Below are 13,870 nucleotides of genomic sequence, written 5' to 3'. Positions count from 1 at the left end.
ACCGACTAATGCTGGTATTGCATTAGCGGTAGCGGGGCGTCAGGCCGACTTACGGCCCCAGACGGCCAGCCGCTGCAACACGTCACGACCCAACTCCCGCAGGTCGACGCGCGGCGATGCCGCGATGAGGGTGACGCCGTCGGCGACGCCTGCCACCTCGATGTCGTGGATCAAACCGGCCAACCCGTCGACGGTGCCCGCGTAGCGCAGGGTTCCGTCGTCGACTATCGCCAGCTCACGCACGGAGCGGAAGTCGGGTGCCACGGCGACCGTGACGTCGAGGATCACCTCCACCTCGCCGCGGTCGGACCGGATCCGCGCGCGGCCACGTTGGGCCCGCTGCAGGTCGGAAGCCGCCAACCGCACGGTGGGGTCACCACCGGCCGTCAATTCACTCCAGTTGTCTTCAGCCCCGTCTACCACGAATAGCCGCACCTCCGCGAGGTTAGACGTGCCGTCGACGACGGGCGATGGTTGCAATCACGCGGAATCCATCGGTATCGAGTGCGATGACGTGGCGCGGCGTGGAAGACGGGGTCGGGCTTAGTAGTTTGTACCCGTGACAACGGACGCTCGGCCGGACATCCCCGCGCAATACCTGTTGTCGGAGCGGGCACCGGAACCGCGGACGCTGATCGACGTCTTGCAAGCGACCGCCGCCCGCCATCCCGACGCACCCGCACTGGACGACGGCGAGGTGCAGCTGACGTACGCCGAGCTGATCGCCGACGTCGAGGAGAGCGTGGCGTGGCTGGCCGCGCGGGGTATCGGTCGCGGCGACCGCATCGGCATCCGGATGCCGTCGGGCAGCTACGCGCTCTACGTCGCCATCCTGTCGGCCCTGGCCACCGGCGCGGCCTACGTACCGGTCGACGCCGACGATCCGCAGGAGCGGGCCGACCTGGTGTTCGGCGAGGCCGGCGTCGTCGCCATCATCACCGACCTCGGGCTGGTTCGCGGCCCCGGCTCGTCGCGCGGGTGGCGCGCCGGACACCCCATGCCCCGCGACGACGCGTGGATCATCTTCACCTCCGGTTCCACCGGTACCCCCAAGGGCGTCGCGGTGACCCACCGCAACGCCGCCGCGTTCGTCGACGCCGAGGCGGAGGCCTTCGTTCAGGACAACCCGATCGGCCCCGGCGACCGTGTCCTCGCGGGGCTGTCCGTCGCGTTCGACGCCTCCTGCGAGGAGATGTGGCTGGCGTGGCGATACGGCGCGTGCCTGGTGCCCGCCCCCCGGTCCCTGGTCCGAAGCGGAATGGATCTTGGTCCGTGGCTGGTGTCGCGCGACATCACCGTCGTCTCCACGGTGCCGACGCTGGCAGCGCTGTGGCCCGCCGAGGCCCTCGAAGCGGTGCGGCTGCTGATCTTCGGCGGCGAGGCCTGCCCTCCCGAACTCGCCGACCGACTGGCCGTCGAAGGCCGCGAGGTGTGGAACACCTACGGCCCCACCGAGGCGACCGTCGTGGCGTGCCTGGCGAAGCTCGAGGGCACGGGCCCCGTCAGCATCGGACTTCCCCTGGTGGGCTGGGATCTGGCCGTCGTCGACTCCGGCGGCAACCCCGTCCCCCTCGGCGAGATCGGCGAGCTGGTGATCGGTGGCGTCGGGCTGGCCCGCTACCTCGATCCCGACAAGGACGCCGAGAAGTACGCGCCGATGCCGACCCTCGGGTGGTCGCGGGCCTATCGCAGCGGTGACCTGGTGCGGCTGGAGTCCGACGGGCTGTACTTCCAGGGCCGCGCCGACGACCAGGTGAAGGTCGGCGGGCGGCGCATCGAGCTCGGAGAGGTCGACTCGGCGCTGATGAACCTGCCCGGCGTCAGCGGCGGTGCGGCGGCAGTGCGGAAGACCGCGAGCGGTACCCCGCTGTTGGTCGGTTACGTCGCCAGCGCCGACCCCAACTTCGACCTGGCGGCGGCCCGCGTCGCGCTGGCCGAGTCGCTGCCGGCGGCGCTGGTGCCCAGACTCGTTCTGCTCGAAGAACTTCCGACGAGGACGTCGGGCAAGGTCGACCGCAACGCCCTCCCCTGGCCCCTCGACGACTCCGCCGACGACGCCGTCAACCCCGATCTCGCCGGCACCACCGGCTGGGTGGCGGGCCTGTGGCGCGAGGTGCTCGCGGCCCCGGTGGCCGGGCCGGAGGAGGACTTCTTCGCCCTCGGCGGCGGTTCGCTGTCGGCGGCGCAACTGGTGGCCGCGCTGCGCGCGCGGTACCCGGAGGTGACGGTCGCCGACCTCTACGACCATCCCCGACTCGGCTCGCTGGCAGGCTACCTCGACGAGCTCGACCCCTCGGTCGCCGTCGAAACCCGCGTCGTGAAACCGGTTTCCAGGGCGACGGAGTTGGCACAGATCGCGGCGTCGGTGCCGCTGTCCACGCTGGCCGGCATGCAGTGGGTGGTGTGGCTGGCGCTGCTGAACGACATTGCGGCCAGATGGCAGTTGTCGTCGTGGGCGGTGCCGGTCGACTGGTGGCTGCTGCTGGCGGGTTTCATCCTCTTCGTCACCCCGATTGGCCGGATGGCCATCGCGGTGATCGGCGCACGCATCCTGATCGGCAGCCTGGCGCCGGGCACCTACCGCCGCGGCGGTTCGGTGCATCTGAGAGTGTGGCTCGCCGAACGACTCGGTGAAGCGAGCGGTGCCGAAAACCTCGCGGGCGCACCGTGGTTGGTGTACTACGCCCGTGCGCTCGGCAACAGGGTCGGCAAGGGCGTCGACCTGCACTCGGCCCCGCCCGTCACCGGCATGCTGACCCTCGGCCACCGGTGCTCCATCGAGCCGGAGGTGGATCTCACCGGGCACTGGATCGACGGCGACCTCTTTCACGTCGGCGAGATCACCGTCGGCAACGACGCCACCGTTGGCGCGCGGACCACGCTGCTGCCCGGCGCCGTGGTCGGCAAGAACGCCGACGTCGCACCGGGATCCGGGGTGGTCGGCAAGGTCAAGGCCGGCCAGTACTGGAAGGGATCGCCTGCCATGAAGTCCGGCAAGGCGCGCCATCCCTGGCCCGACGAGCGGCCCCCACGCGCACCGCTCTGGGTGGCGATGTTCGGCGTGACGTCGATCCTGCTCGGCGCGGTCCCGCTGCTCGCGCTCGGCGCGGGTCTCGCGGTGGTGGGGTGGGCGATCCGCGACACCGCCTCGTTGGGCGACGCGATCTGGCCCGCGCTGGCGTGGACGCCCGTCGCGACCGCCGTCGCGGTGTTCCTCTATGCCGTGCTGACGGTGCTTGGCGTCCGGTTGATGTCGCTCGGCCTGCGCGAGGGATATCACCCCGTGCGCAGCAGGGTGGGCTGGCAACTGTGGACCACCGAACGGCTCATGGACGCCGCGCGCAACTACCTCTTCCCCATCTATGCGAGCCTGCTGACGCCGGGCTGGATGCGCTTGTTGGGCGCGAAGATTGGCCAGGGCACCGAGATCTCGACCACGCTGATGACGCCGAAGTTCACCGTCGTCGAAGATGGCGCCTTCCTGGCCGACGACACCATGGTCGCGTCCTACGAACTCGGCGGCGGGTGGATTCACGTCGCCACCGCGACCATCGGCAAGCGCGCGTTCCTCGGCAACTCCGGCATCACCCAACCGGGCAGGCGCGTGCCCGACGACGGCCTCGTCGCCGTCCTCAGCGCGACACCGCACAAGGCCAAGGCCGGCTCGTCGTGGCTCGGAAGTCCCCCGGTCCGGCTGCGCAGACAACCGACCGCGGCCGACGCCCTTCGCACGTTCGAGCCGTCCCGCAAGCTGAAGATGATGCGCGGCATGGTCGAAACCTGCCGGTTGTTGCCGATGGTCGTCACGTTCGCGATCGGCGTCGCCATGCTGGCCGCGCTGCAAGCGCTGGCGACCGAGTTCGGCTGGGTGCTGGCGTCGCTCGCCTGCGGGCTGGTCCTCATCGTCACCGGTGCGGTGGCCGGCGGCATCGCCGTGCTGGCCAAGTGGCTGTGGGTGGGACGGATCGAGGCCAAGGAACATCCGCTGTGGTCCTCGTTCGTGTGGCGCAACGAGGTGTCCGACACGTTCGTCGAGACCGTCGCCGCACCGTGGTTCGCCAGGGCGGCGAGCGGGACCCCGGTGATGAACCTGTGGCTGCGGGCCTTGGGCGCCAAGATCGGTCGCGGCGTCTGGTGTGAGACCTACTGGCTGCCGGAGGCCGACCTCGTCACCGTCGGCGACGGTGCGACGGTGAGCCGCGGCTGCGTCGTGCAGACCCACCTCTTCCACGACCGGATCATGCGCTTGGACACCGTCACCCTCGAGGCGGGCGCGACGCTCGGGCCGCATTGCGTGGCACTGCCCGCCGCGAAGATCGGTGCGGGCGCCACCGTCGGCCCCGCCTCGCTGGTGATGCGCGGCGACGAGGTACCTCCGTCGACGCGGTGGCAGGGCAACCCGATCGCACCGTGGGGTCCGAAGCGCAAGAAGCGGGGCGGTTCGTCCGCCAAGTCCGCGAAGAGTGCAGCGTGACGCGAGGTTTCAAGAAGGCGCAGAAGGGCACCCCTCCGGTCATCGACCCCTACCTGCCCACCAACGGCAACTTTGGCTACCGGGTCTCGCGCTACGAACTCGACGTCGAGTACAAGGTCAACATCAACCGGCTCGCAGGGACCGCCACGATCACCGCGGTGACGCTTGCCTCGCTGCGAACGTTCAGCCTCGACTTGTCCGACGCCCTTGCCGTGTCGAAGGTGTCGATCAACGGCCACCGGCCCGCGAACTTCGGTCGCACCCGCGGCAAGCTCAACGTCACGTTGGCCACGCCCCTGCCCGCCGGGGCGGCGCTGTCGATCACCGTGCGCTACTCCGGCACCCCCAAACCCATCCGATCCCTGTGGGGCGACGTCGGATTCGAGGAGCTCACCAGCGGCGCCCTCGTCGCGGGCCAGCCCAACGGGGCGGCGTCCTGGTTCCCGTGCGACGACCATCCCAGCAGCAAGGCGAGCTACCGCATCGCGATCACGTGCGAGAACCCGTACTACGCGTTGGCCAACGGCAAGTTGGAGTCCCGCCGCACCAGGGCCGCGATGACGACGTGGACCTACGAGCAGCCCGAGCCCACCTCGACCTACCTCGTCACGCTGCAGATCGGCCAGTACGAACAGCACCGCATCGCCAAGCATCCGGTGCCGATGAATGCCGTTCTGCCGCAACGGTTGCGCAAGCACTTCGAACACGACTTCGGCCGCCAGCCCCACATGATGAAGCTCTTCGTCAAGCTGTTCGGGCCCTACCCGTTGTCGAACGGGTACACCGTCGTCGTCACCGACGACGATCTCGAGATTCCGCTTGAAGCACAAGGCATTTCGATCTTCGGCGCCAACCACTGCGCCGGCGATCGCGGTGCGGAGCGGCTGATCGCCCACGAGTTGGCCCACCAGTGGTTCGGCAACTCCGTCACCGCACGGCGCTGGCGCGACATCTGGCTGCACGAGGGCTTCGCCTGCTACGCCGAGTGGCTGTGGTCCGAGGACTCCGGCGGACGCACCGCCGCCGAGCACGCGCACCACTATCACCACCGGCTGCGCCACTCGCCCCAGGATCTGTTGCTCTCCGACCCCGGTCCGCGCGACATGTTCGACGACCGGGTCTACAAGCGCGGCGCCCTCACCCTGCACGCGCTGCGGGGCACGATCGGTGACGAGAACTTCTTCAAGCTGTTGCAGGACTGGACGACTCGGCACCGGCACAGCACCGCCGTCACCGACGACTTCACCGGTTTGACCGCCAACTACGCCGACGAATCGCTGCGTCCCCTGTGGCAGGCGTGGCTCTACTCGACGGACGTCCCCGACCTGTGACCGACGGCGCGGCCGTCCCGACCCAGGGGCCCGTCACCCGAAGCAGCGTCGTCCGGGTCGGCGCGGCCACCGTCGTCAGCGCCATCTGCGGGTACGCGGTGCTCTACCTCGCAGCCCGCGACCTGGAACCGGCCGGCTTCTCGGTGTTCGCCGTGTTCTGGGGGGCGTTCGGACTCTTCGCGGGCGCCGCCAACGGTCTGCTTCAGGAATCCACCCGCGAGGTTCGGCAAGCCAGGACGCTGGCGCGGGTGCCCGAGCCGCGCTCGAGCCCGATGCGCGTCGCGGCGGTCGTCGGCGTGCTGTCGGCAATGGCGATCGCGGGCACGTCACCGCTGTGGTCCTGGCACGTGTTCACCGAGGCGCAGGCGCTGAGTGTCGCGCTGCTGGCGGCGGGGGTGGCAGGGTTCTGCATTCACGCGACCCTGCTCGGCATGCTGGCCGGGGTGGACCGCTGGTCGCAGTACGGGACGCTCATCGTCGGCGACGCCGCCATGCGGGTGACCGTGGCGACGACGACGTTCCTCGTCGGCTGGGGCCTCGTCGGATACCTGTGGGCCACCGTCGCCGGCGCAATCGCGTGGCTCCTGCTCCTGCTGGCCTCGCCGTCGTCCCGGGCCGCGGCCCGGCTCGCCACCCCAGGCACGACGGCGGTGTTCCTGCGCGGTGCGTCGCACTCCATCGCGGCGGCAGGCGCCAGCGCGATCCTCATCATGGGCTTCCCCGTGCTGCTGAAGGCCACGTCGGCGGACCTCGGCGCGGCGGGCGGCGTCGTCATCCTCGCGGTGACCCTGACCCGCGCCCCGCTACTGGTGCCCCTGACCGCGATGCAGGGAAACCTGATCGCGCACTTCGTCGACCAGCGCGACCGGCGCCTGCGGTCATTGGTGGTGCCGGTCGCGGCGTTGGCGGTGCTCGGCGGTGCGGCCGTCCTGGTCGCAGGGCTCCTCGGCCCGTGGCTGCTGCGCACGGCGTTCGGTCCCGACTATCAGTTGGGCGGCGCGCTGCTGGCCTGGTTCACCGCGGCGGCGGTGATGATCGCGGTGCTGACGCTCACCGGCGCCGCGACGGTCGCCGCGGCGCTGCACAGGGCGTATGCCGTCGGCTGGATCAGTGCGACGCTGGCGTCGACCCTGCTGCTGCTGGCGCCGTGGCCGCTGGAAACCCGCACCGTGGTGGCCCTGCTGTGCGGTCCCCTGGCCGGAATCGCGGTCCATCTGATCGCGCTCGCCAGGGTGCCCGCGCCGAGCGGGTATCTTGATCGGCATTGACATGCGCGACGTGTGGATCGTCATCCCCGCCTTCAACGAGGCGACCGTCATCTCCGACGTCGTCGGTGACGTTCGCTCGACCTTCGACAACGTGGTGTGCGTCGACGACGGCAGCCGCGACGACACCGCCGAGCAGGCATGGCGGGCCGGGGCCCACGTCGTGCGCCACCCCGTCAACCTCGGCCAGGGAGCGGCGATCCAGACCGGCGTCGAGTACGCGCGCAGCAGGCCCGGCGCGGCGGTGTTCGCCACGTTCGACGCCGACGGTCAGCACCGCATCGCCGACGTGATCAGGATGATCGACCGCCTTCGCACGGAGGAGCTCGACATCGTCGTCGGGACGCGCTTCGCCGACGGCACCCCCAACAACATGCCGACACTGCGCCGCCTGGTCTTCCCCCTGATCGCGAAACTCAGCCCGGCCAGTCGCAAGCTCGGCCTGACCGACGCGCACAACGGGCTGCGGGTGTTCGACAAGGCCGTGGCCGACGGGCTGAACCTCACGATGAGCGGCATGGCGCACGCCAGTGAGATCGTGGCCCTGATCGTCGAGAACGGCTGGCGGGTGGCCGAGGAACCCGTCGAAATCCTGTACACCGACTATTCGATGTCGAAGGGTCAGCCGTTGGTCAACGGCGTCAACATCATCTTCGACGGGCTGCTGCGGAAGAGGATGCGCAGATGAACTGGATTCAGGTCCTGCTGATCGCGGCCGTGCTGGGGGTCCTGGTCTACCTGCTGCGGTCCAGGCGCAGCGCGCAGGCCAAGGCGTGGGTGAAGATCGGCTACGTGCTGTTCGTCCTCGCGGCGGTGTACGCGATCGTCCGCCCCGACGACACGACCGTGGTGGCGAACTGGCTCGGCGTCGCCCGCGGCGCCGACCTGCTGGAGTACGCCCTGATCGTGGCGTTCCTGTTCACCACCATCAGCACCTACATGCGGTTCAAGGACCTGGAGCTGCGGTACGCGCAGCTGGCCCGGGCGGTCGCGATGGAAGGCGCCCGGGAGCCCTCCCCCAAGTAGCGATTTCGGCGCGTTCGTCCGCGCTGACGAGCGCGGATTTACGCGCCGAAGTCACCGGGGATTAGGGGAGCTGGGCGCGGAAGAACGCCACCGTGCGCTCGATGCCCTCCGCAAGCGGAACCTTCGGAGTCCAACCGAGGACCTCGGTGGCCCGGCCGATGTCCAGACAGGACCGCCGGAGGTCGCCGAGCCGGGGCGGATGCAGCTCGGGCTCGTCGGGCGTGCCAGCGGCGGCGGCGACGGCCGTGTGTAGGGCGCGCGTCGACGTCTCGATCGTGGTGCCCGCGTTGAAGCGCAGGCCACTGCCCGCCTCGCCGCTGGCCCTGACGAACGCGTCGACGACGTCGTCGACGAACACGTAGTCCCTGGTGTCGGAGCCGTCACCGAAGATCTTGGTCGGCTTGCCCGCCAGCAGCGCCTTGGCGAAGATCGCGACGACACCGGCCTCGCCGTGCGGATCCTGCCGTGGCCCGTAGACGTTGGCAGGCGCGATGTGCGAGCAGTCCAGGTCGTACAGGTTGCGGAACATGTTGAGGTACACCTCGCCGCACACCTTGCCGGCCGCGTACGGCGACGACGGGTTGACCGCCACGTTCTCGTCGGTCGGGTAGACCGGCGGCGTTCCGTAGATGGACCCGCCGGATGAGGTGTGGACGATCTTGCGCACCCCGGTCTTGCGGGCGGCCTCGGCGAGCCGCACCGTGCCGACGACGTTGACGCTGGAGTCGAACTGCGCGTCGGTGACCGAGCGGCTCACCGATATCTGCGCGGCCAGGTGGAAGATCACCTCGGGCTGGGTTTCGGCGAACAGGTCGACCAGATCGGCGTCGACGATGTCGGCCTTGGCGAACTCGTAGGTGTCGTGGCGTTCCGCGCCGACGATGTTGGTGCTGCTGCCCGAGCTGAGGTCGTCGAGGCCGATGACGGTATGACCATCCGCCAGCAGTCGATCTACCAGCGTTGATCCGATGAAGCCAGCTGCCCCGGTGACCAGTGTTCGCACCGGGCCACCTTACCGACACGTACAGTCGCTCCGGTGATTCGGCGGCTGCGAGCGTGGCGACCTGGGGCGCGCTGGGTTCTGCACGCCGCCGTGGCGCTGATCCTGGCGCAGCTGGTCCTGCGCGCAGTGCTGGCGTTCCAGGGCTACTTCTACTGGGACGACCTGATCCTGATCTCCCGCGCGGGCACCCACGCGCTGTGGTCCCCCGCGTATCTGTTCGACGACCACGACGGCCACGTCATGCCAGCCGCGTTCCTCGTCGCGGGCGCAATCGCCAAGGTCGCGCCGTTCAACTGGATCGGCCCGGCCATCAGTCTGGTGGTTCTGCAGCTGGTCGCGTCGCTGGCGATCCTGCGGGCGCTTCACGTGATCCTGGGGTGGCGGCCGCTGCTGCTGATCCCGCTGACCTTCGCGCTCTTCTCCCCGCTGACCCTGCCTGCGTTCGCATGGTGGGCGGCGGCGTTGAACGCACTGCCGATGGTGGCCGCCATGGCCTGGGTCTGTGCCGACGCGATCATGCTGGTGCGCACCGGCAATCAGAAGTACGCCCTCAGCGGCGCCCTGGTGTTCTTCCTCGGGCTGACGTTCTTCGAGAAGGCCGCGGTCATCCCCTTCGTGGCGTTCGCCGTCGCCGCGCTGCTCGCCTACGTGCTCGGCGACCGCTCCGCCGTCAAGACCGTGTGGCGCGGCGGGCTTCGGCTCTGGATCGCCACGGGCGCACTGACCGCGGCGTGGGTCGGGATCTACCTCCTGGTCGTCGACCAACGACGTTGGACGCTGGACTATCCGATGACCGGGGATCTGCTGGTGCGATCGGTGACCCACGGCATCGTGCCCGGCCTGATCGGTGGCCCCTGGCAGTGGGAGCGCTGGGCTCCGTCGTCCCCCTGGGCGTTGCCGCAGTGGCCCGTCATGGTGGTTGGTTGGGTGGTGCTGGTGGCGGTGATCGCGGTGTCGGTGGCCCGCAAGGAGCACGCCCGCATGCTGTGGTTCGCCGCGGCGGCATATGTCGTGGCGTGTCAGCTGCCGATCTATCTGATGCGGTCGTCGCGCTTCACCGCCATCGAACTGGCCCAGACGCTGCGCTACCTGCCCGACCTTGCGGTGGTGCTGACGCTGCTGGCGGCCGTCGGATTCCTTGCGCCGAACCGGGTCACCTCGGCCCGGCTGGACGCCTCACGGACCCGGACTGTCGTCGTCGTGTCGTGCGCCGCGCTCTTCGTCGTCAGTTGCGTGTATTCGACCGTGACGTTCACGACGCGGTGGCGCGACAACCCGACGCGGGCCTACGTCGCGAACGTGTTGACCAGTCTCTCCGCGGCCAACGCCGCCACCACGGCACCGCTGCTGGAGCAGGAGGTGGACCCCCTGATCCTGCAGCGCTTCGCGTGGCCCGACAATCTTTTCGGTCACGTGTTCGCCCTGGTTCGGGATCGACCCGAATTCAGCACCAGCACAACCAATTTGCGCACCTTCGACCGCAAGGGTCGATTGGTCGACGCCCAGGTGACCTGGGTGCGGCACACCCTTGCAGGGCCAAAACCCCAGTGCGGATACCTCGTTCAGCCCGACGCCCCGGTCCGGATGCCGTTGGACGGTCCGATGCTGCCGACGGAGTGGACGGCCGAGATCAACTACCTGGCCAACAACGACGGTTCGATGACCTTCGCGCTGTCGGACGGCGACGCCACCCGGGTACAGGTCCATCCCGGGCTCAACCGCATCTTCGTCCGGCTCTCGGGGGCGGGGAACGCCGTCATCGCGATCGCCAACACCTCGGCGCTGTCGGTGTGCCTGGCGTCCGGCCCCGTTGGGTACGTGGCGCCCCCGTAGCGACGTGGAGAATTCCGTCCCCGATCCCCCATACTCAGCCCATGACGTCGACCACCGAGGGATTGACCGGCCGCGTCGTCCGACCCGGAGACGACGCCTACCCGACCGCACGCGCCGGCTGGAACCTGCTGTTCGACCACCATCCGATGGCGATCGTATTCGCCAGGGAGACAAGCGACGTCGTCACCGCATTGGCCTGGTCTCGGCGCAACCAGGTCGCCGTGCGGGTACGCAGCGGCGGCCACTGCCTGGAGGGCTGGAACAGCGTCGACGACGGCATCGTGATCGACGTCAGCGAGATGAAGTCCGTCGCGGTCGACGCGGCCGCGGGGACGGCAACGGTCGGAGCCGGACTCAACCAGTTGGAGGCCGTCACCGCGCTCGGCGCGGCGGGTGTGGCCGCCGCGACCGGAACGGAGGGGACCGTCGGCCTGGTCGGTGCGACGCTTGGCGGCGGGTTCGGCTTGTTGACCCGCGCGTTCGGGATGGCGTCGGACAACCTGCTCGCCGCCGAGGTCGTCGTGACGTCCGGGGTCGACGGCGCCGAGGCGATCACCGTCTCGGATGACGACCACCCCGATCTGCTGTGGGCGCTGCGAGGCGCCGGCAACGGCAACTTCGGCGTCGTCACGTCGCTGACCTACCGCGTGCACCCGCTGCGCCAGATCGTCTACGTCACCGCGAGCTGGCCGGGGCTGACCCACCTTCGCGAGGTCTTCCACGCCTGGCAGGGCTCGGCACCGTTCGCCGACGAGCGGGTGACCAGTCAGCTGGAGATCAGTCGGGGCGAGATCCAGCTGATCGCCGTTCTCGCAGGTGGTTCCGAGGCCGAGGCCGCCCATATTCTGGAGCCCGTCCTGGCCGTCGGCGACCCGGCGGTCTCGATGCTCGACGGCGACTGGGCCGACGTCTACGCGGGGTTCCAAGTCCCGAACGACGACGAGGCGGCCAATTGGAAGTTCCTCTCCCAGTTCATCTCTCACCCCCTTCCCGACGAGGCGGTCGACCTGATCGGCTCGTTCCTGGCGGCGGCGCCGACGCCGGGCTGCAACTACTTCGTCAATGCGTTCGGCGGCGCGGTCACCCACACCGAACCTGCGGGCGGCTCGGCGTTCGCCCACCGCGGTGCTCTGTTCTACGCCGAGCCGGGGGCCGGCTGGGGTGAACGCGGAGGACCCAAATCAGACGACGCGCTGACCGCTCGATGCCTGCAGTGGACCGCCGACTTCGCAAAGGCGTTGGCGCCCTTCGCCGACGGCGCCTACGTGAACGTGCCCAACGCCGACGACCCCGACTTCTCGACCGCTTACTGGGGCGCCAACGTGGCACGGTTACGGGAGGTCAAGGCGACCTACGACCCGCATCAGACGTTCCGCTACGAACAGGGCATCACGCCCTAGCCGTCGAGTACGACGACCGACCACCCGTAGGTCGACACTGGGTGGCGCCGCCTTTCGACGGCGGGGTCGTCCCGCATTCCGCGGGGCCGGATCGGCAGGCCGGTGCTCAGAGACGGAACCGTGGAGACCACCACCCGGTCCGCCTCGTTGACGAGCGCCACCGGTGCCCGCATCGCGCGCAGGTCGGTGGCCAAGGCGTCGACGAACCGACGCACGTCGACGTCGGCTGCGAGGACACCCCACGACTGCCCGTCCATCGCGACCGGAACCGAGACGGTGACGGTGTAGTCGTCGGAGCCCCACGTGTCGATGAACGGTCCGGAAAGCGTTGGGCGACAGTCGGTCTTGGCCGCCTTGAACCAGCGCATGGCTGCGTAGTCGTAGAAGCTGTCGGCTTCCGGGTCGACGCTGTGCGACCGTTCGACGAGTGAGCCGCCACGGCGGACCCACCAGATCATCGCAGGAGCGCACGACTGGGCCGCTGCGTCGACGGCATACCCGGCGCCGGCGAGGACGTCGTCGGCACTGCGCTGCTCGAGCAGTCGACACGTGGCGTCGACGAAGTGCGAGAGCTTCGTCGCCCCAGCGCCATCGGAGGCTTGCGCTTCGTGCGCGGCCGACTGCAATGCCGCCACCGTGTCGTCGATGCGCTCGGCGACCTTCGCCGCGAAGCGCTTGAGTCGCTTGTCGAGAGCCGTGGCATTGGTGCTCACTTCGCCGCCTCCGCACTGAGATCCGCTGCGTAGTTGGCCAACTCGACGGCGACCAGCAATCCCGCGGCGCGGATGGCGACGGCAGCGTCGGCGGCATTCCCGTCGCGGACCGCCGCGGCTGCGGCGGCGTGGAATTCGGCTACCCGGACGCGCAGGTCCTCCGATTGGTAGGCCACCGACAGCAGCGGTCCGTAGTCGACGACCGACTCGACGGCCGCCCGGGTGTGCCGCAACGACTGAGATGCGGTGGCCAGCGCGATGACCAGCCGGCCCTCGGTCCGCCGCGCCGCGGCGGCGTCCGCGGCATTGGCGAAGGAGTCGACGTGGACCTGGAGGACGTCCACCTCTTCGTCCGAGGCCCGTTCGGCTGCCAGCGCAGCTGCGGCAGCGGCCACCGAGATGCGCCAATCCGAGAGATCACGCAGATCCACCGGGGACAGCTCACGCAGCTGGGCCCGACCGTGTTCGACCGGTTCGTAGGCGGATCGCCGCACGAAACTGCCGCCAGACCGGCCGCGCTTGGTTTCGACGAGGCCGGCTTCCCGCAGCAGCGCGAGCGCGTCGCGCAACGTCACCGGCGACACCCCCAGCTGCGCCGCCAGTTCGGGCTCCGGGGGAAGCTGGTCACCGTCCTTGAAGACGTCCAGTGCGACTGCGTTGCGCAGCCTTTCCACGATCGCCTTGGTTCGTCCGCCGTATTCGAACGGCGTGAAGATCACCGAGCGCAGAATGTCCGACGTCTGCGGTGCCGCCATGGACGTTGAAACCAACTTTCGCTTCTACGAGCCGGGCACGGTCACGACCCAGCCTCATCCTAAACCCTGC

General features: G+C 69.5%; 11 protein-coding genes. 7 read left to right on the top strand and 4 right to left on the bottom strand.

From position 1 onward, the window contains the following. Positions 1–39: 39 nt before the first annotated feature. Complete coding sequence (locus ASD37_RS16340; protein ID WP_056553504.1) at positions 40–423, bottom strand: hypothetical protein; 384 nt, start codon at positions 421–423, stop codon at positions 40–42. Between the two features lie 136 nt (positions 424–559). Here ASD37_RS16340 and ASD37_RS16335 point away from each other — a divergent pair, with 136 nt between their 5' ends. The 5 genes from ASD37_RS16335 to ASD37_RS16315 are packed head-to-tail and all read left to right on the top strand — an operon-like array spanning position 560 to position 8,096. Then, entirely contained in the window at positions 560–4,474 is a 3,915-nt protein-coding gene (locus tag ASD37_RS16335) for a Pls/PosA family non-ribosomal peptide synthetase (RefSeq protein ID WP_056552828.1), read from the top strand. Then, positions 4,471–5,805, top strand: coding sequence for a M1 family metallopeptidase (locus ASD37_RS16330; RefSeq protein WP_056552825.1), 1,335 nt, complete (start codon positions 4,471–4,473; stop codon positions 5,803–5,805). The genes ASD37_RS16335 and ASD37_RS16330 overlap by 4 nt, the downstream gene beginning before the upstream one ends. Beyond that, on the top strand, positions 5,802–7,073 hold the full coding sequence (locus ASD37_RS16325) for a hypothetical protein (RefSeq protein WP_056552821.1): 1,272 nt from the start codon (positions 5,802–5,804) through the stop codon (positions 7,071–7,073). The genes ASD37_RS16330 and ASD37_RS16325 overlap by 4 nt, the downstream gene beginning before the upstream one ends. Position 7,074: 1 nt before the next feature. Beyond that, positions 7,075–7,758, top strand: coding sequence for a glycosyltransferase family 2 protein (locus ASD37_RS16320; RefSeq protein WP_056552818.1), 684 nt, complete (start codon positions 7,075–7,077; stop codon positions 7,756–7,758). Continuing rightward, a complete protein-coding gene (locus tag ASD37_RS16315) occupies positions 7,755–8,096 on the top strand; it encodes a DUF2304 domain-containing protein (RefSeq protein WP_056552816.1) in 342 nt (113 codons plus the stop codon). Before ASD37_RS16320 ends, ASD37_RS16315 begins: the two co-directional genes overlap by 4 nt. A gap of 61 nt (positions 8,097–8,157) precedes the next feature. Here ASD37_RS16315 and ASD37_RS16310 read toward each other — a convergent pair whose 3' ends face one another. Further along, entirely contained in the window at positions 8,158–9,099 is a 942-nt protein-coding gene (locus ASD37_RS16310) for an NAD-dependent epimerase/dehydratase family protein (RefSeq protein ID WP_056552814.1), read from the bottom strand. Between the two features lie 33 nt (positions 9,100–9,132). Here ASD37_RS16310 and ASD37_RS16305 point away from each other — a divergent pair, with 33 nt between their 5' ends. Together ASD37_RS16305 and ASD37_RS16300 are read left to right on the top strand one after the other, a co-directional pair. Beyond that, on the top strand, positions 9,133–10,932 hold the full coding sequence (locus ASD37_RS16305) for a hypothetical protein (RefSeq protein WP_235568347.1): 1,800 nt from the start codon (positions 9,133–9,135) through the stop codon (positions 10,930–10,932). 41 nt (positions 10,933–10,973) lie between these two features. Continuing rightward, positions 10,974–12,332, top strand: a complete 1,359-nt coding sequence (locus ASD37_RS16300) for an FAD-binding oxidoreductase (RefSeq protein ID WP_056552811.1) — start codon at positions 10,974–10,976, stop codon at positions 12,330–12,332. On the opposite strand, the gene ASD37_RS16295 is transcribed toward ASD37_RS16300, so the two are convergent. Together ASD37_RS16295 and ASD37_RS16290 are read right to left on the bottom strand one after the other, a co-directional pair. Beyond that, a complete protein-coding gene (locus ASD37_RS16295) occupies positions 12,329–13,045 on the bottom strand; it encodes a PDC sensor domain-containing protein (RefSeq protein ID WP_056552808.1) in 717 nt (238 codons plus the stop codon). The two genes, ASD37_RS16300 and ASD37_RS16295, sit on opposite strands and share 4 nt — an antisense overlap. Continuing rightward, entirely contained in the window at positions 13,042–13,800 is a 759-nt protein-coding gene (locus ASD37_RS16290; protein WP_056552805.1) for a FadR/GntR family transcriptional regulator, read from the bottom strand. The genes ASD37_RS16295 and ASD37_RS16290 overlap by 4 nt, the downstream gene beginning before the upstream one ends. Between the last annotated feature and the right edge of the window lie 70 nt (positions 13,801–13,870).

Source organism: Mycobacterium sp. Root135, from assembly GCF_001426545.1.
Taxonomy (GTDB): domain Bacteria; phylum Actinomycetota; class Actinomycetes; order Mycobacteriales; family Mycobacteriaceae; genus Mycobacterium.
Note: the sequence above shows the minus strand (reverse complement) of the source record. Positions and strands in the feature narration are given on the sequence as shown.